At 72.6% G+C, this 24,964-nt stretch carries 19 protein-coding genes and 2 tRNA genes; 15 read left to right on the forward strand and 6 right to left on the reverse strand.

All coding sequences use genetic code 11. The features are described from left to right. Window positions 1-93 precede the first annotated feature (93 nt). The 3 genes from rsfS to ACH4DX_RS02075 all read left to right on the forward strand — a co-directional run bounded on the left by rsfS (window position 94) and on the right by ACH4DX_RS02075 (window position 1,428). Window positions 94-552, forward strand: a complete 459-nt coding sequence (rsfS, locus tag ACH4DX_RS02065; protein ID WP_398116960.1) for a ribosome silencing factor — start codon at window positions 94-96, stop codon at window positions 550-552. Further along, a complete protein-coding gene (locus ACH4DX_RS02070; protein ID WP_398116962.1) occupies window positions 549-1,190 on the forward strand; it encodes a histidine phosphatase family protein in 642 nt (213 codons plus the stop codon). Before rsfS ends, ACH4DX_RS02070 begins: the two co-directional genes overlap by 4 nt. 165 nt (window positions 1,191-1,355) lie before the next feature. Further along, window positions 1,356-1,428, forward strand: a tRNA-Ala gene (locus ACH4DX_RS02075). 61 nt (window positions 1,429-1,489) lie between these two features. Here the strand turns inward: ACH4DX_RS02075 and ACH4DX_RS02080 are convergent. Then, window positions 1,490-2,575, reverse strand: coding sequence for a helix-turn-helix transcriptional regulator (locus ACH4DX_RS02080; RefSeq protein WP_398153659.1), 1,086 nt, complete (start codon window positions 2,573-2,575; stop codon window positions 1,490-1,492). Between the two features lie 103 nt (window positions 2,576-2,678). Between ACH4DX_RS02080 and ACH4DX_RS02085 the strand changes: the two genes are divergently transcribed. The 3 genes from ACH4DX_RS02085 to ACH4DX_RS02095 all read left to right on the forward strand — a co-directional run bounded on the left by ACH4DX_RS02085 (window position 2,679) and on the right by ACH4DX_RS02095 (window position 4,645). Beyond that, window positions 2,679-4,142 carry an MFS transporter gene (locus ACH4DX_RS02085; protein ID WP_398153660.1) on the forward strand — a complete coding sequence of 488 codons (1,464 nt, stop codon included), beginning with the start codon at window positions 2,679-2,681 and terminating at the stop codon, window positions 4,140-4,142. An 89-nt stretch (window positions 4,143-4,231) separates the two neighbouring features. Further along, window positions 4,232-4,408, forward strand: a complete 177-nt coding sequence (locus ACH4DX_RS02090; protein WP_398153661.1) for a hypothetical protein — start codon at window positions 4,232-4,234, stop codon at window positions 4,406-4,408. 3 nt (window positions 4,409-4,411) lie between these two features. After that, the gene (locus ACH4DX_RS02095; protein WP_016643127.1) at window positions 4,412-4,645 is read left to right on the forward strand and encodes a hypothetical protein; all 234 of its coding nucleotides are present in this window, start codon (window positions 4,412-4,414) and stop codon (window positions 4,643-4,645) included. Here ACH4DX_RS02095 and ACH4DX_RS02100 read toward each other — a convergent pair. Then, window positions 4,624-5,850 carry a glycosyltransferase 87 family protein gene (locus ACH4DX_RS02100; RefSeq protein WP_398153662.1) on the reverse strand — a complete coding sequence of 409 codons (1,227 nt, stop codon included), beginning with the start codon at window positions 5,848-5,850 and terminating at the stop codon, window positions 4,624-4,626. The two genes, ACH4DX_RS02095 and ACH4DX_RS02100, sit on opposite strands and share 22 nt — an antisense overlap. 111 nt (window positions 5,851-5,961) lie before the next feature. On the opposite strand from ACH4DX_RS02100, the gene ACH4DX_RS02105 reads away from it, so the two are divergent. After that, window positions 5,962-6,034: transfer RNA gene (locus ACH4DX_RS02105), tRNA-Ala, on the forward strand. Between the two features lie 191 nt (window positions 6,035-6,225). On the opposite strand, the gene ACH4DX_RS02110 is transcribed toward ACH4DX_RS02105, so the two are convergent. Next, window positions 6,226-7,815: an NADH-ubiquinone oxidoreductase-F iron-sulfur binding region domain-containing protein gene (locus tag ACH4DX_RS02110; RefSeq protein ID WP_398153663.1), complete on the reverse strand. Its 1,590-nt coding sequence runs from the start codon at window positions 7,813-7,815 to the stop codon at window positions 6,226-6,228. Next, entirely contained in the window at window positions 7,812-9,293 is a 1,482-nt protein-coding gene (locus ACH4DX_RS02115; RefSeq protein WP_398153664.1) for a cytochrome b/b6 domain-containing protein, read from the reverse strand. Before ACH4DX_RS02115 ends, ACH4DX_RS02110 begins: the two co-directional genes overlap by 4 nt. A gap of 425 nt (window positions 9,294-9,718) precedes the next feature. On the opposite strand from ACH4DX_RS02115, the gene leuS reads away from it, so the two are divergent. The 6 genes from leuS to ACH4DX_RS02145 all read left to right on the forward strand — a co-directional run bounded on the left by leuS (window position 9,719) and on the right by ACH4DX_RS02145 (window position 20,596). Then, entirely contained in the window at window positions 9,719-12,643 is a 2,925-nt protein-coding gene (gene leuS / locus ACH4DX_RS02120; RefSeq protein WP_398153665.1) for a leucine--tRNA ligase, read from the forward strand. A gap of 285 nt (window positions 12,644-12,928) precedes the next feature. Further along, window positions 12,929-13,723 carry a hypothetical protein gene (locus ACH4DX_RS02125; protein WP_398116979.1) on the forward strand — a complete coding sequence of 265 codons (795 nt, stop codon included), beginning with the start codon at window positions 12,929-12,931 and terminating at the stop codon, window positions 13,721-13,723. 119 nt (window positions 13,724-13,842) lie between these two features. Then, the gene (locus tag ACH4DX_RS02130; RefSeq protein ID WP_398116981.1) at window positions 13,843-14,688 is read left to right on the forward strand and encodes a DegV family protein; all 846 of its coding nucleotides are present in this window, start codon (window positions 13,843-13,845) and stop codon (window positions 14,686-14,688) included. Between the two features lie 801 nt (window positions 14,689-15,489). Next, the gene (locus ACH4DX_RS02135) at window positions 15,490-16,497 is read left to right on the forward strand and encodes a helix-hairpin-helix domain-containing protein (RefSeq protein WP_398153666.1); all 1,008 of its coding nucleotides are present in this window, start codon (window positions 15,490-15,492) and stop codon (window positions 16,495-16,497) included. Window positions 16,498-16,619: 122 nt separating this feature from the next. Next, the gene (locus tag ACH4DX_RS02140; RefSeq protein WP_398153667.1) at window positions 16,620-19,433 is read left to right on the forward strand and encodes a ComEC/Rec2 family competence protein; all 2,814 of its coding nucleotides are present in this window, start codon (window positions 16,620-16,622) and stop codon (window positions 19,431-19,433) included. A 281-nt stretch (window positions 19,434-19,714) separates the two neighbouring features. Then, window positions 19,715-20,596: a YceI family protein gene (locus ACH4DX_RS02145; RefSeq protein ID WP_398116985.1), complete on the forward strand. Its 882-nt coding sequence runs from the start codon at window positions 19,715-19,717 to the stop codon at window positions 20,594-20,596. 147 nt (window positions 20,597-20,743) lie between these two features. On the opposite strand, the gene ACH4DX_RS02150 is transcribed toward ACH4DX_RS02145, so the two are convergent. Continuing rightward, window positions 20,744-20,989 (reverse strand): hypothetical protein, encoded by a 246-nt coding sequence (locus ACH4DX_RS02150; RefSeq protein ID WP_398116986.1) that lies wholly within the window; start codon window positions 20,987-20,989, stop codon window positions 20,744-20,746. 71 nt (window positions 20,990-21,060) lie between these two features. Here ACH4DX_RS02150 and holA point away from each other — a divergent pair, with 71 nt between their 5' ends. After that, window positions 21,061-22,047 (forward strand): DNA polymerase III subunit delta, encoded by a 987-nt coding sequence (gene holA, locus ACH4DX_RS02155; protein WP_398116988.1) that lies wholly within the window; start codon window positions 21,061-21,063, stop codon window positions 22,045-22,047. Between the two features lie 473 nt (window positions 22,048-22,520). Here holA and rpsT read toward each other — a convergent pair whose 3' ends face one another. Beyond that, complete coding sequence (gene rpsT, locus ACH4DX_RS02160; RefSeq protein ID WP_398116990.1) at window positions 22,521-22,787, reverse strand: 30S ribosomal protein S20; 267 nt, start codon at window positions 22,785-22,787, stop codon at window positions 22,521-22,523. A 201-nt stretch (window positions 22,788-22,988) separates the two neighbouring features. Here rpsT and lepA point away from each other — a divergent pair, with 201 nt between their 5' ends. Further along, window positions 22,989-24,854: a translation elongation factor 4 gene (lepA, locus tag ACH4DX_RS02165; RefSeq protein WP_398116992.1), complete on the forward strand. Its 1,866-nt coding sequence runs from the start codon at window positions 22,989-22,991 to the stop codon at window positions 24,852-24,854. Window positions 24,855-24,964: the final 110 nt, after the last annotated feature.

The following is a 24,964-nucleotide window of genomic DNA, read 5'->3' on the forward strand; positions in this document are numbered from 1 at the left end:
GGCCCGCCCGCGGCCCGGGAACAATCTTCTGGGGAGCCGTGGGCGGTCCGTGAGACCCTTGAGGGGTATTGCCCATCGAAGGAAAGCTCTCTAGTGACCGCCACGGACCGCTCCACCGAGCTCATCACCGTCGCCGCCCAGGCGGCGGCCGACAAGCTCGCGCACGACATCATCGCGTACGACGTCAGCGACGTGCTGTCGATCACGGACGCCTTCCTGCTCGCCTCCGCACCCAACGACCGCCAGGTCAAGTCGATCGTCGACGAGATCGAGGAGCGCCTGAACAAGGAGCTCGGCGCCAAGCCGGTGCGCCGCGAGGGCGACCGCGAGGCCCGCTGGGTCCTCCTCGACTACGTCGACATCGTGGTGCACGTCCAGCACAGCGAGGAGCGCGTCTTCTACGCCCTCGAGCGCCTGTGGAAGGACTGCCCCGAGATCGCCCTGCCCGACGACGCCAAGGCCACCCGCGGCAAGGGCGCCGAGTACGCCGAGCGGCAGCAGGCGGCGGAGGAGGCCGGGGTGCTGCGCGATCTCGGCGGTGAGCTGCGGTGAACAACCGCGGCTGCCGGATCATCCTGTGGCGGCACGGCCAGACCGCCTGGAACCTGGAGCGGCGCTTCCAGGGCACCACGGACATCGAGCTGACCGACACGGGCGTCGCCCAGGCCCGGCGTGCCGCCCGGCTGCTCGCCTCGCTGAAGCCGGACGCGATCATCGCCTCCGACCTGAAGCGGGCCGCCGCCACGGCCGCCGAGCTGGCCGCGATCACGGGCCTGGACATCACGTACGACGAGGCCCTGCGCGAGACGTACGCCGGGGCCTGGCAGGGCCTGACCCACGACGAGATCATCGCCGCGCACGGCGAGCAGTACGCCGCCTGGAAGCGCGGCGAGCCGGTGCGCCGCGGCGGCGGTGAGCTGGAGACCGAGGTCGCCGACCGGGCCGCACCCGTCGTGCTCGCGCACGCGGAGAAGCTGCCCGACAACGGCACCCTCGTCGTGGCCAGCCACGGCGGCACGATCCGTACGACCATCGGCCGCCTCCTCGGCCTCGACCCGCGCCACTGGGAGGGCCTCGGCGGGCTCTCCAACTGCTGCTGGTCCGTCCTCGGCCAGGGCGCACGCGGCTGGCGCCTGCTCGAGCACAACGCGGGCACGCTGCCGGAGCCGGTGCTCGGCGACGACGACTAGCCCTGCGGCCGCGCGGGGCCGCCGCGGACCCCGCCGCCCCGGGGCGGCGGGCGCCGGTCGGCTGCCGGGACCCGGATTTCGCATTCGGGCAGGTCGCAGGCTAAAGTTCTTCTTGTTCGCCCGCCGAGCGGGACGGACACCATGCGGCTCCGCCGCGTGGCGCGAGGGGCTATAGCTCAGTTGGTAGAGCGCCTGCATGGCATGCAGGAGGTCAGGAGTTCAATTCTCCTTAGCTCCACAATCTCCGTCCCGTCCCCGTCCAGGGGGCGGGACTTCGCTTTGCTCGGCCGCCCCGCTCCTCACCTGGCCTGTTCACCCAGCTCCCGCTCCTCTCGTGGCCTGTTTCTCTCGTCCCCCGCTCCGCACGTGGCCCGCGCCCGTATGCGCCGCATCCGCTCCCGGGTGCGCTCGTCGTCCGGTGTGTACGCCACGATGCGGCACTCCGGCATGCCGTTGATGGACAGCGACACCGACGTCATCCGCAGCTCACCGACCGCCTTGTGCCGGAACGTCTTGACCCGTGGCCCCGGCGGCACCACGTCACCGCTCGCCCACAGCCGCGCGAACATCGGGCTGGCCCCGGACAGTTCCCGTAGGTAGTCCTCCCAGGCGGGCTCGCCCACGTGCCTGCCGTACGCCTCGCGCAGGGTCGCCACCATGACCGGCAGCTCCGAGTCCCGGAACACCAGCGGGCAGTGCGGCTCGGGCACGACGAACAGCGTCCAGAGCACGTTCGCCACGCCTATCGCCGCCACCTCCGGGACGACGAAGAGGTGACGATAGGCGGCGTTCGTGGCGAGGATGTCGTACCGCGAGTTGTAGACCACCGCCGGGTGCGGGTCCAGGGCGTCGAGGATGCCCTGGATCTCCTGGTCCACCGCTGTCGCGGCCATCTGGTGCCGTGTGACGTACGGGACCTCCGCGAGGTGGTACAGGTGCTCGCGCTCCGCCCTGTCGAGACGCAGGGTGCGGGCGACGGCGTCCAGGACCTGGGCGGAGGCGTTGATGGGGCGGCCCTGCTCCAGCCACGTGTACCACGTGACGCCGACGCCGGAGAGCTGGGCGACCTCCTCGCGGCGCAGGCCCGGCGTGCGGCGCCGGGGGCCGGGCGGCATGCCCACGTCGGCGGGGGTGACGCGGGCGCGCCGACTGCGCAGGAAGGTGGCCAGTTCTGTGCGGCGGCGGGTTGGTGCGGGTGCCGGTGCCGGTGAGGGTGAGGGTGAGGCGGTGGGTGCGGGTGCCGAGGTGGGGGCGGGGGCGGATGCGGGCACCGGCGTGGGCGCGGGTGTGCGCACCGGCGTGGGCGCGAGTGTGGGCACCTGTGTGGGCGCGGGCGGTCCCGTCGGTGCCGTCGTCGTGGTCCTCAGCATGTCCATCGTCGTCACGCCCCCCATCCTCGGCTCCCGCCCCGGCCCTTGCCAGGTACTGCCAGTACCAGCATCAGCGGACTCTCACTCCCCGTATCGGAGCGGGGCCACGCTCAGGGGCATGACCACATCGCCCCCGGCCCCGGCGGCCCCCGCCCCAACTCCTGCGTCCAGTAAAGACCCTGGCACTGACAACGGCCGCGGTCGCCTGCTCGCGGCCGTCCTCACCGCCCAGTTCATGGCCCTGCTCGACGTGTTCATCGTCAACGTCGCCGCCCCCTCCATCCGCACCGACCTGCACGCGTCCGGCGCCGGGCTGCAACTCGTCATCGCCGGCTACACCATCACCTACGCCGTGCTCCTGATCACCGGTGCCCGGGTCGGCGAGCGGATCGGCCACCGCCGTGTCTATCTGGCGGGCCTCGCCCTGTTCACCGCCGCCTCGCTCGCCTGCGGACTGAGCCAGAGCACCGGGCAGCTGATCGTCTTCCGGCTCGTCCAGGGCGCGGGCTCCGCGGTCATGATCCCGCAGGTACTCAGCCTCATCCAGCGGAACTTCACCGGCGAGGCGCGGATGAAGGCCCTCGGCGCGTACTCGGCCGTCCTTGCGACCGGGGCCGCCGCCGGGCAGGTCGTCGGCGGCGTCCTCGTCAGCGCCGACCTGTTCGGCACCGGCTGGCGCCCGGTCTTCCTGGTGAACGTGCCGGTCGGCGTGGTGCTCCTCGTCCTCGCCGCCCGCGTACTGCCCCGCGACGACCACGGCGCGCCCGGCCGTGCGCGCGCCCTGGACGTGCCGGGCCTGCTGCTGCTCGGCGCCGCCGTGTCGGCGCTCACGGTGCCGCTGGTGCTCGGCGAACAGGAGGGCTGGCCGCTGTGGACCTGGCTCTCGTTCGGCGCCGCGGCCGTGGTCTTCGCGGCGTTCTGCGGGTACGAGGGGCGGCTCGCCCGGCGCGGCGGGGCGCCGCTGATCTCGCCGCGCGTCCTGCGCGTGCCGGGCATGGGCCTCGCGGTCTTCCGGCTCGCCACGGTGATGGCCGTCAACGCGGGCTTCCTCTTCGTGCTGTCCCTGCACGTCCAGGGCGGGCTCGGCTACAGCGCGCTGCGCGCCGGGCTCACCTTCGCGCCGATGGCGATGGTCTTCGGAGTGGTCGGTCTGACCTGGCGCGCGTGGCCCGCCGCGCTGCAACGGGCGCTGATCCCGGGCGGGTTCGCGCTGGCAGCGGTGTCGGCCCTCGCGGTGGGCCTGCTGCTGCGGGACGGCGACGACGGCGGTCCGCTGCTGTACGCGGCCTTCGCGGTCGGCGGAGTGGGGCTCGCGCTCGGCTTCAGCCCCACCCTCACGCGCGCGCTGGCGACGGTCGGCCAACAGGACGCGGCCGACGCCAGTGGACTTCTTGCCACCGTCACCCAGCTCGGACAGCTGACGGGCGTCGCTGCCTTCGGCGCGATCTACCTCGCCGGCCTTGAGTCACAGGGGGCTCCTGGGGCGTATACATCGGCGGACGCGCTCCTGGTGTGCTTCTACGCGCTCGCCGCGGCGGCCGCCCTGGGCGCCGTGTCCGGACTGGTACGTATGCGTCGCTGACCGGCTCGCCGTGGTCGTGGCAGAATCGACGGGGCCGGAAGGGGACTGCACCAGAGCGCCGACGGTGACCCGACGGGAGGGAGAGCGCGATGCCTGCGAGCATCCTCGAAGAGACGCGAAGTCTCTTCGAAGCGGCGGCCGCACGAGCCGGTGCCGCCGCGCTCCTCCAGTGCCCTTCCTGCGGTTCGGTCCATGTGGCCCAAGTCCTCGGAGACAACGGCGGAGTGAGTTACGTGTGCACGGCCTGCGGCCACAGCTGGAGCTGATCGATGGGTGCACACAGGCGTAAATGCGACTGGTGCGGCAGTGGTACGCCGATCGTCCGCGACATGGAACCGGTCAACCCGGACTATCAGTACTGGTGCGAGGAGTGCGCGCGGGCGCTGATCATAAAGGGCGACCCCATCGAGACGTACCGCGAACTCGAGGGCGAGCCGATCTACGGCCGCCTCCTGGACGAGCACTGCACCCTCAAACGGTTCTACTCGTTCGCCACCGCCTGAGGCAGGCGCCTGAGAGAGGCGGCGGTGAGCGCGAGGAAGCCGGCGGCGGCCAGCGGGTAGATCGCGGACAGCGTCATCTGGCCAAAGTTCTGGGCGAGTTCCGGACGACCCGGGGTGTGCGGCACCCACCACAGGGCGTACGAACAGAACGCCAGGGCGAACCCGCCCGCCGCGGCCCAGCGTCCCGCGCCGCCCCGCCGCGTGGCCCGCGACCACAGCAGCAGCACCATCGGCACGCACCACACCCAGTGGTGCGACCACGACACCGGGCTGACGAGCAGCGCGGTCGCCGCGCACGCGGCCGCGCCCCAGGCCCGCTCCCCACGTACCGCGGCGGCCACCGCCACGGCCGTCCCCGCCACGCAGACGAGGGCCGCGGCCACCGCCCACAGGGCCCCCGGGTCCGTGGTGTGCAGGAGCCGGGCGAGCACCCCGCGCACGGACTGGTTCGCGGTGTTCTCCGCGCGCCCGACCCGGCCCGCCGCGAAGACCACCCGGGTCCAGAAGTTCCGCGAGTCCTCCGGCAGCGCCAGGGCCGCGAGCAGCGTCGCCCCCAGGAACGTCGCGGCGGCCACGCACGCGTGCCGCACGGGCGGGCGCCACACGCCCCGCCGTGCCGCGACGACGACACCGACGAGCAGCAGGAAGACGGCGAACAGGGCGGGAGTGAGCTTGATCGCCGCGGCGAGCCCGATGCCCGCACCCGCCCACCGGTGGCCGGGCCGCCGGGTCAGGTCCCACATCACCAGGACGGCGAGCAGCAGATTGATCTGCCCGTAGCGCAGCGTCGTCCAGACCGGTTCCGTCCACACGGCGAGCGCCGAGGCCCACAGCGCGGTCGCCACACCCGCGTGCCGTTGCTCGCCGACCAGACGCAGGGACAGCCGTACGAAGGCGAAGAGGAGCAGCAGGTTCCCGAGCGTGGCGAGGGGGCGCAGGTCCACCGGGTCCAGCAGGGTCAGCGGCGTGAACAGCAGGGCCGCGAACGGCGGGTACGTCATGGGCAGGTCGGCCTCGGTGGCCCGCAGCGCGTACAGGTCGACGCCCGAGCGCGCGGCCAGGCCCTCCGTGCGGTAGACCATCAGGTCGATCATCGAGACGTGGGCCGCGCGCTGCGCGGCCCAGAAGAGGACGAAGGAGAGCAGGCAGCCCACGGCGGCGATGGGTACCTGGCGGCGGGCGACGGTCAGGGCGAGCACGGTCACGAGGGCGGACGGTAATGGGCCTGTGCGTACGCCCGGGAAACGATTTGGTGGACCACGGGGGTGACCGTGTAATGTTGGCGAAGCCGCCGGGGAAACCGGGCGGAGCGGCAAGGGGCTATAGCTCAGTTGGTAGAGCGCCTGCATGGCATGCAGGAGGTCAGGAGTTCAATTCTCCTTAGCTCCACAACAGATGGCAGGCCACCCGGATCGGGTGGCCTGCTTCTTCGTGTTCCCGGCGCCTCGCCATCCCGGACGCCTCGCCATCCCGGCGCCTCGCCTCGTGCGCGCCCCTCGCCTTCTGCGCGCCCGGCAGGGGTGACTCGGGCCACACGGCACCCGAAGGTGTGACCCGGGTCGCGACGACGCGTCACACCGTCACTGCCGCCCGCTCCCGAGCGCCCTGCGGACACGGCCACGGGGCAGCATCGGCAGAGCCGTGGGCGGTGCCGGGGCGGCCGGCCGGTCGTCCTCGACGCGCAGGGCGAGGGCCGGGCAGCGGCGGACGGCACGCTGGGCGCGGGCCTCCGAGTAACGCGGAACCGCGGCCTCCGCGACCGCGGGGAATCCGTCCGGGCCCAGCTGGATCAGCTCCGGGACGATGTCCGCGCACAAGCCGTGGCCCTGGCACAGCGTCCAGTCGATGGCGAGCCTGCGGCCGCTGGACGCCCCCTCCCGCGGGCTCTCGTCGTGCAGCGGCAGGACGCCCTCCACAGGCCGCCCGCAGCCGTCGCCGAGCACGTGGGCGGCGAGATCGTCGGTGAACGCGGCGAGCGTGGACTCCAGGAACGCCGCCGAGCCGTCCGGGTGCTTGCACGCACCCCGCCGCTTCACCGCCCGCGTCACCTCGCGCAGCGCCTCGAGGGCGGTCGGCCCGCCGCCGTCCAGGACGTCCGCGAGCCCGCGCGCGGCGGCAGGGAGCCCCAGGTAGCAGGGGCCGCACTGGCCCGCGCTCTCGGCGGCGAGCCAGTGCGCCACACGCAGGGACTCCCCGAGGGGACAGGTGCCCGGGCCGATGGGCAGGACCGCGCCCGCCCCCAGCGCGCCCCCACAGGCCTCCAGGGAGGCCCGTGAGACGACCGCGTCCTGGGCGGTGACCGCGTCCAGCCACTTGCCGTGGTAGCCGCCCGTGAGGACGCCCTGCGGCAGCGGTGGCGCGCCGGCGAGCTGGAGAACGTACCGCAGGGGCACTCCTGTCGGGACTTCGAGGACCATGGGCCGTGCGACCGCGCCGGAGAGGGTGAGCAGCACGGTCCCTGGTTCGTCGCGCAGGCCCGTGCGCCGGTAGCGGTCCGGCCCGATCCGGGCGGCGACGGCGAGCTGCGCGAAGGTCTCCGCGTTCGACAGGAGCGTCGGCGCGCCGCCCACGCCCGAGTCCGACGTGTGCACCTTGCGCCCGGGGGGCAGGGGCGGCCCGCCGTCCGCGGACCGCACGAGGGCCGACGACTCGCCGGTGACCATGCGGACGGGATTGCGCTGCACGCGCGCGCGGAGGGTCGATCCGCGCCGGTTGCCGAGGCCGCGCTCCGCCAGCGCCGACCGCGTCGACGCCTCCGTGGAGTCGCGCGTCACACCGACGACGAGCGTGCGTGCGCCCAGCGCCTCCGCGGCGAGGAGCGCACCGTCCAGGACGAGGTGCGGGGCGCGGTTGAGCAGGACGGTGTCCTTGCGGCACGCGGGCTCGTCCTCGCTGCCGTTGACGACCACCACGGGGCGCACGCCCCGCCGGATCGCGGCCTCGGCGACGGCCCGCAGCTTTCTGGCGAACGGAAAGCCCGCGCCGCCGCGGCCGCGCAGCGAGATCTCTTCGGCGAGCGTGGCGAGCCGCTCGCCCGCGATCGGTTCCAGCGGGCCGTGCACCTTGAGGTGCATGGCGGGGTCGAGCCGCTCGACCAGGTCGAAGCCCGAGGTCAGGAGCGGAAGTCCGACGACGCGGACTTCGGGGACGTCCGGCAGGGACGCGTTCACTTGCTGCCTCCGGTGGGGGCGTGCCAGGGCTCGCCGGTGCTGGGCGCCTGGAACGGGCCGAGTAGCTGTTGCGGGGGAGCGCCGGGGTCGTGCGGCGGCGGGGGCGGCGCGCACGGGCGCGGGGGTGTGCCGGGCGCGGGCGGGTGGTGGACGGGCTGCGGCCCGGTGCCGTACGGATCGGCGGTGGGGCCGTATGCCGCGTCTCCGTAGTCGTGTTGGGCGTCCTGGTGGTCGTACCGGCCCGCTGGGGAGACGTAGTTGCCGTCCGTGGAGGCGTGCCTGCTGTCTCCGTAGGCGTGCCCGCCGTCTCCGTAGGCGTGCCCGCCGTCCATGGAGTCGTGTCCGCTGTCTACGGAGGCGTGCGGGTGTGGAACCGAGGGAGCCTCGGCCGGTGGTGGGGGAGACGGGGTCGGCCAGCGGGGGGTCACGGTGGGCGGGACTTCGGTGGGCTGGAGGTCGAGGGGGAGGGCGGTGTCGTGGCCGGAGGGTGTGGCCAGTGCGCGGTAGGCGGCGGCCATGCCGGAGACGGGGGCCTTGTCGGGCGGTGCGGTGGTGAAGCGGCCCGACGCCGTTCCGGGCAGTGGGGTGGAGGCGGTGTCCCGTACGGGGGCGTGGCTGCGGCGGCGCCGCGTCCCGGACGGCGACAGCCGCTCGTCCGGTTCCAGGAAGGCGAAGATCCGGGCGGCCACCTCGCGCTTGACCGTGCGCGGGGCCGCGCGCAGCGCCACCGCCCCGGCCACCGCGACCAGGCACAGGCAGTACAGGGCGACCACCCACGGCTTCGGGGGGCGGCCCGCGTACAGGCCGTGGATCAGGGCGGCGCACCAGGCCGGGTAGGCCAGCGTGTGCAGCGCCCGCCATCGGGACGCGACCTGGACGGGTGCGGCGAAGGCGCTGCGCAGGGCGCCGGTGACGCTGGTGGTGATCATGAGGAGGCCGGCGAGCGAGCCGAGGCCGATGAGCCCGTCGCCGCCCGTCACGCCGAGGCCGAAGGGCACGAGGGCGCCCACGAAGGACACGTGGTCGAGCGCGAGCTTCACCGTGCCGTGCAGGAGCAGGAAGCCCACGGACGCGATCGCTGTGCCCCGGTGCACGGCCTGGGCGAGCAGTCGCTGGCGCGGGCGCAGGAAGAGCCGGTCCGATGCGACAAGGCCCCACATCACGGATGCGGTCAGGGCCACCAGGGACAGGACGCCGGTGGTGAAGTCGAGGGCGGCGCGGAAGCCGTCGCCGCCCGCGAGCACGACCAGGGGTATGAGCAGCAGCGCGGCGACGGTGACGAGGGAGCGGGCCGCTCTGCTCGGTCCTGGGAAGGCGGGGAAGGCCGGCGACGACGCGGAGGAGGACGAGGGTCCGGGGGGCGGGAAGGGGGTGGAGGACCGGGGGGCGGTCCGGGGGGCGGTCCGGGGGGAGGGTGAGGACGATCCGGGCGGAGCTGAACGCTCGGGACTCTTGCGGTGCGGGTTCGCAGGGTTCATGGGGCGACTCCGAAATGGTCCGATCGCCGCATGCTAGGTCGCGCCATACCGATGGGTACGGGGTTTGAGTTATTGCGTTGTTATCAAAGCGCGACTCGATCTTGGTGTTGCCCCGATAGTGGGCGGTACGCGGGGTAACCATTGGCCAAGGTTGGGGTCGGGGCGGAGTGGGGCAGGGTGCCGTCCCGCCTCCGCGGGGCCGGGGCGCATGCCCGACAAAGCGCGTCGCCCGCCTCCGGAGCGCTGCGGTACCCTGACGCCATGCGTGCCGTACGCCTTCTGCTTAGCGGGCCGCGCTGATCAGTCCCGACCGTGAGTGAACACGGTCGGAATCGGCGCGGCGTCCCCTCCTGTGCGAGGGGCATTTTTGTTTGGCCGTCCGGCCAGGTCCGCAGGCAGAGACGATCGATGGAGCTTTGAAGACCATGAGCGAGACGAATTCCTCCGCCACCGCTGAAGGCGCGGGAGGCGCGGGAGGCACCCCCTCGGCTGCCGAGGCGGCCGCACCGCACCGCTACACGGCCGCCCTTGCGGCCGAGATCGAGGCGCGCTGGCAGGATTTCTGGGACGCCGACGGCACGTACGAGGCGCCCAACCCGAGCGGCGACCTGGCCGGTGACCCGGCGGCCGTCGAGCGGCCCAAGAAGTTCATCATGGACATGTTCCCCTACCCCTCGGGTGCGGGTCTGCACGTCGGCCACCCCCTGGGGTACATCGCCACCGACGTCTTCGCCCGCTTCCAGCGCATGACGGGCCACAACGTCCTGCACTCCCTGGGCTTCGACGCGTTCGGCCTGCCCGCCGAGCAGTACGCCGTGCAGACGGGCACGCACCCGCGCGTGTCGACGGAAGCCAACATCGAGAACATGAAGGCGCAGCTGCGCGCCCTGGGCCTGGGACACGACAGGCGCCGCTCCTTCGCGACGATCGACCCGGACTACTACAAGTGGACCCAGTGGATCTTCCTCCAGATCTTCAACTCCTGGTACGACGACGAGGCGAAGAAGGCCCGCCCGATCGCCGACCTGATCGCGCAGTTCGAGAGCGGTGAACGCGCCGTACCGGGCTCCACGCGCGCGTGGCACGCGCTGGACGCCAAGGAGCGCGCCGACGTCCTGAGCGGCTTCCGCCTGGCCTATGCCTCCGACGCCCCCGTGAACTGGTGCCCCGGCCTCGGCACCGTCCTGGCCAACGAGGAAGTCACCGCCGACGGCCGCTCCGAGCGCGGCAACTTCCCGGTCTTCAAGTCCAAGCTGCGCCAGTGGAACATGCGCATCACGGCCTACGCCGACCGCCTGATCGACGACCTGGACGCGCTGGACTGGCCGGAGGCCATCAAGCTCCAGCAGCGCAACTGGATCGGCCGCTCCGAAGGCGCCCGCGTCGTCTTCCCCGTCGGCTCCGAAGGCGACGCGATCACCGTCTTCACCACCCGCCAGGACACCCTGTTCGGCGCCACCTACATGGTTCTGGCGCCCGAGCACGAGCTGGTCGACGGCATCGTCCCGGCCGCCTGGCCGCAGGGCACGCACGACGTGTGGACCGGCGGGCACGCGACGCCGGCGGAGGCCGTGGCCAAGTACCGTGCCTTCGCCGCCGCCAAGTCCGACGTGGAGCGCCAGGCCGACGCCAAGGAGAAGACCGGCGTCTTCACGGGCGCGTACGCCACCAACCCCGTCAGCGGCGAGCAGGTCCCGGTCTTCATCGCCGACTACGTACTGATGGGCTACGGCACCGGCGCGATCATGGCGGTCCCGGCCCACGACAGCCGTGACTTCGCCTTCGCCCGCGCCTTCGAGCTGCCGCTGCGCTGCGTGGTCGAGCCCTCCGACGGCCGGGGCACCGACCCCTCCACGTGGGACGACTCGTTCGACTCCTACGAGGCGAAGATCATCAACTCGGCGGGCGATCACATCTCCCTGGACGGCCTGGTGGTCGCCGAGGCCAAGGCGCGCGTCACGGAGTGGCTGGAGCGCGAGGGCATCGGCCGGGGCACCGTCAACTTCCGGCTGCGCGACTGGCTGTTCAGCCGTCAGCGCTACTGGGGCGAGCCCTTCCCGATCGTCTACGACGAGGACGGCGTGGCGCACTCGCTGCCCGAGTCGATGCTGCCCCTGGAACTGCCGGAGGTCGACGACTACAGCCCGCGCACCTTCGACCCGGACGACGCCGACACCCAGCCGGAAACCCCGCTCTCCCGCAACGAGGAGTGGGTACACGTCACCCTGGACCTGGGCGACGGCAAGGGCCCGCGGAGCTACCGCCGCGAGACCAACACCATGCCCAACTGGGCCGGTTCCTGCTGGTACGAGCTGCGCTACCTGGACCCGCACAACGACGCGAAGCTGGTCGCCCCCGACATCGAGCAGTACTGGATGGGCCCCCGGGAGGGACAGCCGACCGGCGGCGTCGACCTGTACGTGGGCGGCGCCGAGCACGCCGTGCTGCACCTGCTGTACGCGCGTTTCTGGTCCAAGGTCCTGTTCGACCTGGGCCACATCTCGTCGGCCGAGCCGTTCCACAAGCTGTTCAACCAAGGCATGATCCAGGCCTACGTCTACCGCAACAGCCGGGGCTTCCCGGTTCCCGCCGCCGAGGTCGAGGAGCGCGACGGAAAGTTCTTCTTCGCGGGCGAGCAGGTCAAGCGCGAACTGGGCAAGATGGGCAAGTCCCTGAAGAACGCGGTCACGCCGGACGAGATCTGCGAGGAGTACGGCGCGGACACGCTGCGCCTGTACGAGATGGCCATGGGCCCATTGGACGTCTCTCGTCCCTGGGACACGCGCGCCGTGGTCGGCCAGTACCGGCTGCTGCAACGCCTGTGGCGCCTGATCGTCGACGAGGCCACCGGCGAGCTGTCCGTCGCGGACGCCGAGCCGGACGAGAACACGCTGCGCGCGCTGCACAAGGCGATCGACGGTGTGCGCCAGGACCTGGACGGCATGCGGTTCAACACCGCCATCGCCAAGATCACCGAACTGAACAACCACCTGACCAAGGCCGCGGGCCCGGTGCCGCGCTCCGTCGCCGAGAGCCTGGTGCTGCTGATCGCTCCGCTGGCCCCGCACATCGCCGAGGAGCTGTGGCGCAAGCTGGGTCACAGCGACTCGGTCGTCCACCAGGACTTCCCGGTAGCCGACCCCGCGTACGTCGTGGACGACACCGTGACCTGCGTCGTGCAGATCAAGGGCAAGGTCAAGGCCCGCCTGGAGGTCGCGCCGGGCATCTCCGACGACGAGCTGGAGAAGGTGGCCCTGGGCGACGAGCGTGTGGTGGCGGCGCTGGCCGGTGCGGGGATCCGCAAGGTCATCGTGCGGGCGCCGAAGCTGGTGAACATCGTTCCGGCCTAGGTCCGGGCCGCGTCGGCCCAGGTCCGGACCGGGGCTGGGCCGGACCCGGGCTCGGGCCGGGGTGGGCTTGGTCCAGGTCCAGGTCCAGCCCGCGTCCTGGCCGGGGCAACTGGTCGTCGGCCGCCGCGTATCGGGGTAGTCCCCTACGGGCAGCTTGGGGGTTCCGCTGGAACCCTCGGGCTGCCCGCTGCGTTTACCGTGGAGAAGTCCATGGGGACGACGGAGCGTGCCGCACACGCTGGATACACCCGACATGCCGATCAGCCGGGCCGAAGGAGACGCATCGTGGAAGCCGTGATCGCAGTGGTCGCGCTGCTCTTCCTGCTGTTCCTGGCGGTGGGCGCGTATGCGACGGTCAAGGTGGTCGGCGCCGCGCGCCGCGGCATGGACCGCACGATCACGCAGGCCCGCCGCACGGTGGAGGACACCACGCTGCGCGCCAGGACCCTCGCACAGCCCGGGGCCGTCGGCGAGCTGGCCCAGCTGCGCCTCAAGCTCCGCACGTCGATGCGGGCGACCCAGGACTCGCTGCGCGCGGGCGTCGCCGATGACGCATCCCTGCACGAGTCCCTGGCCCTGTTCCAGCGCCTGAGCGCCCATGGCCACGAGCTGGACGACGAGCTCAAGCGCCTGGAGCGGGAGCCCGACCGGATCGAGCTGAGCCAGCGTCTGCCCGCCCTGCGCGAGCGCACCGAGCAGATCGTCAAGGCGTCCGACTCGCTCCGCTGGGCGGCCCGCGACCGCGCAGGCAAGTTCGCGGACGACGACCTGGAACTGCTCAAGGAGCAGATCGACATGGAGACGGGCGCCCTGCGGCACTGGACGACGACGCCGCCGCCGGACGACCGGCCGCTCACGTCATGGACGGACACCGCCACGACCGCGGCGACGGGCCCGGCGAAGACCGGCTCGAAGCCTGCCGCCGACCCGGCGCAGGCGGCGTCGCAGCCACAGGCGTCCGCCAGCGCGCAGGAGCCCGGCACCGCCGCGCAGGAGCCGTCCCGGCCCGCCATCGCCCCGCCGGCACCGCAGCCGACCTATGCGTGGCAGAAGAAACCCAAGCCGGAGAGCACCACCTGAGTCGAGCGCCGAGCCGAGGCCGGGACTCGCGGGCCCCGCCCGACCGGTCGGCCCCTCCAGGCCTTCGCGTACAGGGGCCGGACTGCGGCACCGGGGTTCCTGCGGGTAATCTCCAGCTCATGTCCCGCCATGTCGCAATCGTCACCGACTCAACGGCCTACCTGCCGCAACGGACGATGGAGCGGCACGACATCACCGCGGTTCCGCTGACCGTGGTCCTCGGCCAGCAGGCCCTGGAAGAGGGTACGGAGATCTCCGCCCGCTCCCTGGCGCTCGCCTTGCAGAAGCGCCAGTCCGTCACCACCTCGCGGCCGAGCCCCGAAGTCTTCGCGCGGACGTACCGCAAGATCGCCGACGCGGGGGCCACCGGAATCGTCTCGCTGCACCTGTCGGCCGAGTTCTCCGGGACGTACGACGCCGCCGTCCTCGCGGCGCGCGAGGCGCCGGTGCCGGTACGGGTCGTGGACACCGGCATGGTGGCGATGGCCCTCGGCTTCTGCGCGCTGTCCGCCGCCGAGGCGGCGGAGTCGGGCGGCTCGATGGACGAGGCGGTGGCGACCGCGGAGAAGCGGGCCGCGGCCACGTCCACGTACTTCTACGTCGACACGCTCGACTATCTGCGGCGCGGCGGCCGCATCGGCGCCGCCCAGGCCCTCCTCGGCTCCGCGCTCGCGGTGAAGCCGCTGCTCTCCCTGGACGACGGCCGCATCGAGATGCTGGAGAAGGTGCGCACGGCGTCGAAGGCGATCGCCCGCCTGGAGGAGATCGTGGTCGAGCGGGCGGGAACCCACGACGTGGACATCGCGGTCCACCACCTGGCGGCTCCCGAACGCGCGGCGACCCTCGCGGACAGCCTCCGCGACCGGGTCCCGTGCCTGGCGGAACTGCACGTCAGTGAGGTGGGCGCGGTGATCGGGGCGCACACGGGTCCGGGGCTGCTGGGGGCTGTGGTCTCACCTCGCTGAGGCGGCCCTCAGGTCGGCGTTCCCTCTGGGCGGCGGGGGCCGCTTTTCCTTGGGTGAGTTGTTCCTCGGGTGGGGCTGTCCCTCAGGTGGGCTGCCCCTCGGGTGGGCTGCCCCTCGGGTGGGCTGCACCTGGGGTGGGCTGCGCCTTGGGTGCGCTGGCCCCGGGTGGTGAGCTTGTCACTCCTGTGAGTGACGACGTTATCCACAACTGCCGAGTAATCCCCGGGAATTGACCAAGATCGACGCGGTGTCGTCGAGGTGCCTAGCGTTTTCCGCATGACACTTCGATCACTTTCACGGACGGAACGCAGGGGCTCGGGGACGGCGGACGCCACCGCGGGACCGATGGGTGCGGGGAGCGACGGCCGCTCCGACGGCGCCCTCGCGAAAGGGAGGCGCAGCGCTCAACACCGCGTGGCCGTCGGACACCTGACCCGCCACCACGCCTGGCGACGAGCCCGACGCAGGCGCGCGGCGACGGAGGTGACACGGACACGGCTGCGGGCCGAGGCGCTGTTCGCCGAGACGGGGCCCGGCGCGGGGGTGTCGGGCGCGGGGGAGGTCCCTGCGTCTGCCTCGGTGGGTGCGGTGGGGGCCGCCGTTGCCGCGGGCGCGGGGGGTCTGGCGGGCACGGTGGGCGCGCGGAGGCAGAGGACGGTGGCCGCGCGGAGAACGGCGACCGCCGTAGGCACCGATGTTCGGACGGATGACGGCGCCGGGAATGGTGCTACGACGCACGCCGGGCTGGCGAGCGGGTTACTGGCCGGGCTGTCTCCTGAGCCGGAGGCGGAGCCGTCACGTGTGCTGCGGGCCGATCTGTTCCCTGAGCCGCGGGTCGGGGCGCATTCTGTGCTGCGGGCCGATCCGTTCCCCGAACCGCAGGCTGGGCCGCTCCCTGTGCTGCCGACTGGGCCGATCTCCGAGCCCCGGGCTGGGCCGTTCCCCGAGCTGCCGACTGAGCCGATCCCCGTGCCACAGGCTGATCCGTTCCCCGAGCCGCCCCATGCGCCCCAGGCCGAGCCGCCCCGTGATGCGACCTCGTGGCGGACACGGGCCGGGCTCGCGGTGCGGGAGCGCTTGCCGGTCTGGTTGCGGTTGCGGTGTGGCGTGGAGCGCCGGAGCGTTGTCGCGCTCGGCCTCGTCCTGATCGTGGCCGCCGTCTTCGCGGCGCAGCACTTCTGGTCCGGACGCACGCAGTCGGTCCCGGCGCCTGAGGTGGTGGGCGGGGCGGCGTCCCCGGGCGGCGAGACCGAGCCGTCCCCCGCACCGGGAACACCACCGGGAGCACCGTTGGGAACGCCACCGGGGCCGGACGCGGGCACCCCCGCGGCAGCGACCGGCGGGGTCGTCGTGGACGTCCGGGGCAAGGTCCACGACCCCGGGGTGCAGCGGTTGCCCGCCGGCTCCCGGGTGGCCGACGCACTCCGGGCGGCGGGCGGGGCCCGTGCGGGCGCGAGGACCGACGGCCTCAACCGGGCCCGGCTCCTGGTGGACGGCGAGCAACTCGTGGTGGGTGCCCCCACGGAGGCGGGCGCGGACTCCGTGCCGGGCGGCGTCCCGGGGCCGATGCCGAACGGCCCGGTAGCGGGGCCGGGCGGAACCACCGGAGCGGCGGCCGGGCCCGTCGGTCTCAACACCGCCACCGTCGAACAACTCGACACACTGCCCGGCGTGGGCCCGGTCCTGGCGCGGCACATCATCGACTACCGCACGGAGCACGGCGGATTCCGTTCCGTTGACGAGCTCAGGGAAGTGAACGGCATCGGCGAGAAGCGCTTCGCCGACTTGCGGAACCTCGTGCGGCCATGAGGAGCGGGGTGCGACGGCCGACGGCCCCCGGCCCCGCCCCCTCAGGGCATGGGGAGTCCGGGCCCGGGCGGCGCCCTGCTCAGGGAGCACACGGTGGTGCGCGACCGCCTGACGAAGGCCCCATGGACCTGCGTCTGGTGCCGCCCGCCCTCGGCGCCTGGGCGGCGGCCGCCCTAGCGCTGACGGCTCCGCCCCACACGGTGGCGGCCGTGGTCGTGATCTGTGTGGTGGTGGCCGGAGTCCTCCTGGTGTCGTGGACGGCGCGGGGACGCGGCGGCGCCCTCCACGCCGGGCTCGGCAGGGGACTCACCCACGGGCGCGCGGGCCCAGGCCTTCGCGTGGCGCCCGCGCCCGGGTACCGGGTGGGTGTGGCCGCCGTCCTGCTGTGCGCCGCGGCGGCAGCGGCAGTAGCCGGTCTGCACGGAGCGGACCTGCACCGTGGCCCGGTCCCCGCGCTCGCCGAGCGGTACGCGGAGGTGACGGCGGAGGTGGAGGTGACATCGGACCCGCGCCGTACCCGGCCCCGGGTGACGGGGGACCGCGCGGCGCCACCGTCGATCGTGCTGGAGGGCGAGGTGGTGCGGGTCCGGGAGACCGACGGCACGACGAGGAGGACGCGGGCGCCGGTCCTTGTCGTAGTGCGGGAGGAGGAAGGGAGGCGAGGTGGCGGCCGGGCGAGCGAAGAGGGCGAGGGGCGAGGCGACGTCGGGGAGGGGAGCGCGGCAGGAGGCGGCACGAAGGAAGGAGGCCTCGGCGAAGGCGGCACGGGGGACGGAAGCTCTGGCGAGGGCGGCACGGTGGGCGGAGGAGGCCCTGGCGAAGGCGGCGCGGAGGCAGGAGGGCCGGGGCAACGTGGTGCGGGGGATGGCGGTGCGGCCGGAGGAGGGGAGGGGCAGCGTGGTGCGGGACAAGGGGGTGCGGGGGTAGGCGGTGCGGGGTGGTTGGACCTGTTGCCGTCGACGCGGATCCAGGTGCGGGGCAGCCTCGCGGCGCCGTGGCCGGGGAGCGAGCGGACGGCGGCGGTGTTGCGGGTGTCCGAGGGGCAGGCGCCGCAGGTCGTCGGGGCGCCCTCGGGGGTGCAGCGGTTCGCGGGGGAGTTGCGGGCGGGGTTGCGGGGAGCGACGGACGGGCTGCCCGACGACGCCCGGGCGCTGCTTCCGGGACTGGTGATCGGGGACACCGCACGGGTCCCGCCGGACCTGGACCAGGCCTTCCGAGCCACGGACCTCACGCACCTTCTGGCGGTGAGCGGTGCCAACCTCACGATCGTCCTGGCCCTGTTGATCGGCCCGCCCGGTACCGCGCACCGCGCGGAGCGCCGTGGCCTGGCCCCGAGGCTGGGGATCCCGCTGCGGACGACGGCGCTGCTCGGTGGCGGACTGACGCTCGGGTTCGTCGTGGTGTGCAGGCCGGAGCCGAGTGTGCTGCGGGCGGCGGCGTGCGGGCTGATCGTGCTGGTGGCGATCGGTACCGGGCGGCGCAGGTCCCTGGTGCCCGCGTTGGCGGCCGCGGTCTTGCTGCTGGTGCTGTACGACCCGTGGCTGTCGCGGAGTTACGGGTTCCTGCTTTCGGTGCTGGCCACGGGCGCACTGCTCGTCCTGGCGCCGAGGTGGAGTGCGGCGCTGCGGCGGCGGGGGGTTCCGGGGCGCCCGGCCGAGGCGTTGGCGGCTGCGGCGGCGGCGCAGGCGGTGTGCGCGCCGGTGGTGGCGGTCCTCGCGGCGCGGGTGAGTCTGGTGGCGGTGCCGTGCAATCTGCTGGCGGAGTTCGCGGTGGCGCCCGCGACGGTGCTCGGGTTCGCGGCGCTTGCGGTGGCGCCCGTGGCCATGCCGGTGGCGGAGGGGCTCGCGTGGTGTGCGGGGTGGCCGGCGGAGTGGATCGCGGGGATCGCGCGGACCGGGGCGGCCCTGCCCGGCAACGGAGTCGACTGGCCGGGCAGTTGGGGCGGGGCGTTGCTGCTGGTGGTCGTCACCGTCGGGGTGGTCCTGGCCTGCGGAAGGCTGGCCAGACATCCGTGGCTGAGTGTCGTCTGTGTGCTGCTGCTCCTGCTGGCGGTCGTGCAACCGCCGCCGCTCACCAGGGTCATCGCGGGGTGGCCGCCGCCGGGGTGGCGGCTGGTGATGTGCGATGTGGGGCAGGGGGACGCGACGGTGCTAGCGGCGGGCGGGGGCGCGGGGGTGGTGGTGGACGCGGGCCCCGATCCGGTGCTCGTCGACCGGTGCCTGCGGTCGCTCGGGGTCACACGGGTGCCGTTGGTGCTGCTCACGCACTTCCACGCGGACCATGTGGCGGGGCTGCCCGGGGTGTTGCGGGGGCGTTCCGTGGGCGCTATCCAGACGACGGGGTTTCAGGAGCCGCCGGGACAGGCCGCGTTCGTGCGGAGGCAGGCGGCCGGGCGGGGGATTCCGCTGTCGGCGGCCGTGGCGGGGGAGCGGCGGCGGGCGGGGGCGCTGGAGTGGCGGGTGCTGTGGCCACCGCCCGGCGGGACGGCTCGCGCCGAGGGGCCGAACGACGCGAGCGTCACCTTGCTGGTGCGGGTCGCGGGGCTGACGCTCCTGCTGCTCGGCGACCTCGAACCACCGGCCCAGCGAGCCCTGTTGCGTACTCCGGAAGGCGCGGCGCTGGGGCGGGTGGACGTGCTGAAGGTGGCGCATCACGGTTCGGCGTACCAGGACCCGCTGCTGCTGCGTCGGACGGGAGCGCGGCTCGCGCTGATCTCGTGCGGCGCGGACAACCCGTACGGTCACCCCTCGCCCCGGACGGTGGCGGCGCTGCGCGCCGGGGGCGCGCGGGTGGTGCGGACCGACACGAGCGGCGCGGTCGCGGTGACCGGTGGGCGGGCCGGGGCGCGAGGGGGACCACCGGGCCGGGCGGCGGGCAGCGATGGGGTGGCGGGCGGCGGTGGGGTGCCTGTGTTGCGGGTGACGACGCGGAGGTGAGGGCGGGAGGGGAGGAAGGGGGTGGGGGTGGGGAGGGGAGGGGAGGGGGGAAAGGGTCGGTGATTACGGCCGGTAACCGACCGCGGGGAGGAGCGGGAAGGCGAAGTGGGGCGGAACGATTAATTGGGGTCAGGGGGACAGTGGGGGCGGTCTGGGGTGGTCGGGTCGTTTCCGCAATGTTCTTGCTGAACCGTGTGCGTTTGCATCGAAAGCCGCAACGGTGATCGAATGCCTCTTCGTTGCAGGTGTTGTGTTGTCAAGGCCCTCGGGGGTGTGTCGCAGTGTTCGGCCGATGGCTGGGAAATCTTTCGGGCCGAGGCGGGAGGTCCGGGCTGCTGTCGGCGGTGACGGTGCCCACCGGCGCGGGAGTGCTCAGTTGTCGGGTGCTCGACCCGGTCAACGAGCCGGTTCAGCACGCTGAGCTGTCCCTCAGCGACACCATGGGCCGCAAGGTGGTCACCGGGGGTACGGATCCGTTCGGGTCGTTCGTCACGACGGTGCCGACGGGGGAGTACCGGCTGGCGGTGTCGGCGGAGGGGTTCACTCCGTACCGGGCGAACGTCACGGTGAGTGAGGGCGCGCATGCGTCGATGGGGGATGTGACGCTCCAGGTCGCGCAGCTCGCGGCGCTGCCCGAGCCCGGGGACTGGGACCTGGACCCGCTGCACTCCTCGATCGCGTTCACGGCGCGGCACATCGGCCTCGCCCGGATCCGCGGCCGGTTCAACACGTTCGCGGGGGCGATACGTCTTGCCGAGCGGATGGAGGACTCCGCGATGCACGTCGTGATCGACGCCTCCTCCATCGACACGGCCGTGAAGATGCGCGACGACCATCTGCGTTCGGCGGACTTCCTGGACGTGGCGCGGTTTCCGACGATGGAGTTCTACGGCGACCGTTTCGTGCACAAGGGCGGTACGCGCTGGGCGATCACCGGGGCGCTCTCGCTGCACGGTGTGACGCGGACGGTCACGCTGGACACGGAGTACCTCGGGGTGGGGCACGGCCTGGAGGGCGAGACGCGGGCGGCGTGCAGGGCGACGACCGAGCTGCACCGGGACGACTTCACCATCACCTGGCAGACGATGCTCGCCCGCGGTATCGCAGCGGTCGGCGCCAGCATCACCATTGAACTGGACATCCAGGTCCTGCCCAAGAGCTGAGCGGGCCGAAGGCCGGGGCACGTGGGCCCGGGAGTCACGCGGGCCGCAGGGCATGTGGGGCCCGGGAGCCGCGCGGCCCAGGGCCGGGTGGGCCGCGGAGCTGCGCGGGCCGCAGGGCGGAGGCGCCCAGGAGCTGTGCGGGCCCGGTCACGGTGCCTCCAGCCAGCCTTCGAACTCGGCCGCCAGGGCGTCCAGTTCCCTCACGTCGAGGCGCCGTTCGGGGTCCTCGACGACCACCAGCCACTGGGCGTCCTCGGCGTCGTCCTCACCGGCGAGGGCGTCGCGGACGAGCTGGGGTTCGTCGCGGACGCCGAAACGGTCGGGGAGCTCTTCGGCGACTTGTTCCGCGGCATCGCGGTCGGGCAGCACCAGGACATGTCGTACGTCGGTCACCTGCACATTCTCCGGTACCGGAGGATCGGGGCGCGACGGGCTGTCAGTGGGGCGTGGGATGCTTGGCGGCGATGGCCAGGAAGAACGCAAACGACAACCCGCTCGCTCCTGTCACGGTCGCCGTGGGGCAGGAGGATCTGCTGCTCGACCGTGCCGTGCAGGAGGTCGTCGCCGCCGCGCGGGCGACGGACGCCGACACGGACGTGCGGGACCTCACGCCCGACCAGTTGGCGCCGGGCACCCTCGCGGAGCTGACGAGCCCCTCGCTGTTCGCCGAGCGCAAGGTGGTCGTCGTCCGCAACGCGCAGGACCTGACGGCGGACACGGTCAAGGACGTGAAGGCGTATCTGGGGGCGCCCGCCGAGGAGATCACGCTCGTGCTGCTGCACGCGGGCGGCGCCAAGGGCAAGGGGCTGCTCGACGCGGCGCGCAAGGTGGGGGCGCGGGAGGTCGCCTGCCCGAAGATGACCAAACCGGCGGACCGGCTGTCCTTCGTGCGGGGTGAGTTCCGGGCCCTGGGGCGCTCGGCGACGCCCGAGGCGTGTCAGGCCCTGGTGGACTCCATCGGCAGTGATCTGCGGGAGCTGGCGTCGGCGGCGGCGCAGCTCGTCGCGGACATCGAGGGCACGATCGACGAGGCGGTGGTCGGGCGGTACTACACGGGGCGGGCGGAGGCCTCCAGTTTCACCGTGGCCGACCGGGCCGTGGAGGGGCGGGCGGCGGAGGCCCTCGAGGCCCTGCGGTGGTCCCTGTCGACCGGGGTCGCGCCCGTACTGATCACGTCGGCCCTGGCGCAGGGGGTGCGGGCCATCGGCAAGCTGTCGTCGGCCCGTGGTGGGCGGCCCGCCGATCTTGCCCGTGAGCTGGGGATGCCGCCCTGGAAGATCGACCGGGTGCGGCAGCAGATGCGGGGGTGGACCCCGGACGGGGTCGCCGTTGCCCTGCGGGCCTGTGCGGAGGCTGACGCCGGGGTCAAGGGGGGCGGGGACGATCCCGAGTACGCCCTCGAGAAGGCCGTCGTCGCCATCGCCCGCGCGGCCCGGTCCGGCCGGGGATAGGCCCACCGCCCCAACCCGCCGGATTCGCCCGGCCCGACCCGCCGGATTCGCCCGGCCCGGCCTACCGGCTAGGCCCACCGGGTCGGCCCATCGGCTCGGCCCACCGGCCCAGCCCGCCTGGTTCGCCCGGCCCGTCTCGGCCCACCGCCCCGACCCGCCCGGTTCGCCCCGCCCGGCCCACGGCCAGGCCCGGCCCACGGCCAGGCCCGGCCCCGTCTCGGCCCGGCTCGGCCACCGGCCAAGCCCAACCCACCGGCCAAGCCCAACCCACCGGCCAAGCCCAACCCACCAACAAACCAAAAACCCAAAACCCCCGCCTCCGTCCGAAAGGACAGGACACGGGGGCCCCGGGTTCAAAGCTCTTGAAAGATCCACACCCGCGTGGCGAACGCAGGCCGCGTGTGGATCGGGGTGCTGGGCGGGAGCGGAAGAGAGAGGGCCCGCTCTGGTCCGGCCAGCGGTCACATCACTGCTCAGCCCTTGAGGGTCGCGACCTTCGAAGCAAGCGCCGACTTCTTGTTGGCGGCCTGGTTCTTGTGGATGACACCCTTGGAGACGGCCTTGTCCAGCTGGCGCGCGGCCTCACGGGACAGCTCGGTCGCCTTCTGGGTGTCGCCGGCGGCAACGGCCTCGCGGGCCTTGCGGACAGCGGTCTTCAGCGAGGACTTGACGGCCTTGTTGCGCAGGCGCGCCTTCTCGTTGGTCTTGTTCCGCTTGATCTGGGACTTGATGTTCGCCACGAAAGAGCCTTTTCAGGTTCAGGTACTGCCGAGTTTTCTGACAAGCGCCTCGCGCTGAGAGGGCTACGAGACACAGCTGCCCACGGTACCAGCCGCTGTCCGACCGGCCCAAACCGGTCCCCGCGGCCCACCCGTGGGACGATGGAGGCTACGTATCGATCCGACCCGAGGCATAAGGCGCCTCAAGAGACAGGACCCTGCGTGCCCGCGACCCCTAAGAATGTGCCCGAACCGAGCCGTACCGACCCGGCTCTGATCCGCAATTTCTGCATCATCGCGCACATCGACCACGGCAAGTCCACGCTCGCCGACCGCATGTTGCAGCTGACCGGCGTGGTCGAGCAGCGGCAGATGCGCGCCCAGTACCTCGACCGCATGGACATCGAGCGCGAGCGCGGTATCACGATCAAGTCCCAGGCGGTGCGTCTGCCCTGGGCCCCGTCCGAGGGCCCGGATCAGAACAGGACGCACATCCTGAACATGATCGACACCCCGGGCCACGTGGACTTCACCTATGAAGTCTCGCGTTCGCTCGCGGCCTGCGAGGGCACCGTCCTCCTCGTCGACGCGGCCCAGGGCATCGAGGCGCAGACCCTCGCCAACCTGTATCTGGCCATGGAGAACGACCTCAAGATCGTTCCGGTCCTCAACAAGATCGACCTTCCGGCCGCGCAGCCGGAGAAGTTCTCCGAGGAGCTGGCCAACCTCATCGGGTGCGACCCCGCGGACGTCCTGAAGGTCTCCGCGAAGACCGGGCTCGGCGTCGAGGCGCTGCTCGACAAGGTCGTCGCCGAGGTTCCGCCGCCGGTCGGCGTCGCCGACGCCCCCGCCCGCGCGATGATCTTCGACTCGGTCTACGACTCCTACCGTGGCGTGGTCACGTACGTACGAGTCGTCGACGGCCAGCTCAACAAGCGTGAGCGGATCCGGATGATGTCCACCGGCGCCACGCACGAGCTGCTGGAGATCGGTGTCTCCTCGCCGGAGATGACCGCGGCGGACGGCATCGGCGTCGGTGAGGTGGGCTACATCATCACCGGCGTCAAGGACGTCCGGCAGTCCAAGGTCGGCGACACGATCACCTCCTTGCACAAGGGCGCCACGGAGGCGCTCGGCGGCTACAAGGACCCCAAGCCGATGGTGTTCTCGGGCCTGTATCCGCTGGACGGCTCGGAGTACCCGGACCTCCGCGAGGCCCTGGACAAGTTGCAGCTCAACGATGCCGCGCTCGTGTACGAGCCCGAGACGTCCGCCGCGCTCGGCTTCGGCTTCCGCGTCGGTTTCCTCGGCCTGCTGCACCTGGACGTGATCCGCGAGCGCCTGGAGCGCGAGTTCGGGCTCGACCTGATCGCGACCGCCCCCAACGTGGTCTACCGCGTGATCATGGAGGACGGGACCGAGCACACGGTCACCAACCCGAGTGAGTTCCCCGAGGGCAAGATCGACCAGGTCTTCGAGCCCGTCGTGCGCGCCACGATCCTCGCGCCCAGCGAGTTCATCGGCTCGATCATGGAGCTGTGCCAGAACCGGCGCGGGGTCATGCTCGGCATGGACTACCTCTCCGAGGACCGCGTCGAGATCCGGTACACGCTGCCGCTCGCCGAGATCGTCTTCGACTTCTTCGACCAGCTGAAGTCCAAGACGCGGGGGTACGCCTCGCTGGACTACGAGCCCACCGGCGAGCAGTCCGCCCAGCTCGTCAAGGTCGACATCCTGCTGCACGGGGACAAGGTCGACGCCTTCTCGGCGGTCACGCACAAGGACCAGGCGTACGCGTACGGGGTGCGGCTCGTCGCCAAGCTGCGCGAGCTGATCCCGCGGCAGGCCTTCGAGGTGCCGGTGCAGGCCGCCATCGGTTCCCGGGTCATCGCCCGCGAGACCATCCGCGCCATCCGCAAGGACGTCCTCGCCAAGTGCTACGGCGGTGACATCTCGCGTAAGCGCAAGCTGCTCGAGAAGCAGAAGGAGGGCAAGAAGCGGATGAAGATGGTCGGCTCCGTGGAGGTCCCGCAGGAGGCCTTCATCGCGGTGCTCTCCAGCGACGAGAGCTCCCCCAAGAAGAAGTAGCCACCAGTAGCCACCCGCAGCCACGAGTGGCGACCCGTTTTCCTCGGGCACCGTCACACGGATTCCTCGGGCACCGTCACACGGATTCCTCGGGCACCGTCACACGGATT

Origin of the sequence: Streptomyces sp. NPDC017940, assembly GCF_044328435.1 — a bacterium.
In the GTDB taxonomy this organism is placed as follows: domain Bacteria; phylum Actinomycetota; class Actinomycetes; order Streptomycetales; family Streptomycetaceae; genus Streptomyces.

What these genes read in the sequence shown, in the direction of transcription:
- holA (WP_398116988.1), top strand. Translation starts at nt 21,061, where the DNA reads ATGGCCAGGAAGAACGCAAACGACAACCCGCTCGCTCCTGTCACGGTC.
- ACH4DX_RS02140 (WP_398153667.1), top strand. Translation starts at nt 16,620, where the DNA reads ATGGACCTGCGTCTGGTGCCGCCCGCCCTCGGCGCCTGGGCGGCGGCC.
- ACH4DX_RS02085 (WP_398153660.1), top strand. Translation starts at nt 2,679, where the DNA reads ATGACCACATCGCCCCCGGCCCCGGCGGCCCCCGCCCCAACTCCTGCG.
- ACH4DX_RS02115 (WP_398153664.1), bottom strand. Translation starts at nt 9,293, where the DNA reads ATGAACCCTGCGAACCCGCACCGCAAGAGTCCCGAGCGTTCAGCTCCG.
- leuS (WP_398153665.1), top strand. Translation starts at nt 9,719, where the DNA reads ATGAGCGAGACGAATTCCTCCGCCACCGCTGAAGGCGCGGGAGGCGCG.
- ACH4DX_RS02095 (WP_016643127.1), top strand. Translation starts at nt 4,412, where the DNA reads ATGGGTGCACACAGGCGTAAATGCGACTGGTGCGGCAGTGGTACGCCG.
- ACH4DX_RS02130 (WP_398116981.1), top strand. Translation starts at nt 13,843, where the DNA reads ATGTCCCGCCATGTCGCAATCGTCACCGACTCAACGGCCTACCTGCCG.
- ACH4DX_RS02090 (WP_398153661.1), top strand. Translation starts at nt 4,232, where the DNA reads ATGCCTGCGAGCATCCTCGAAGAGACGCGAAGTCTCTTCGAAGCGGCG.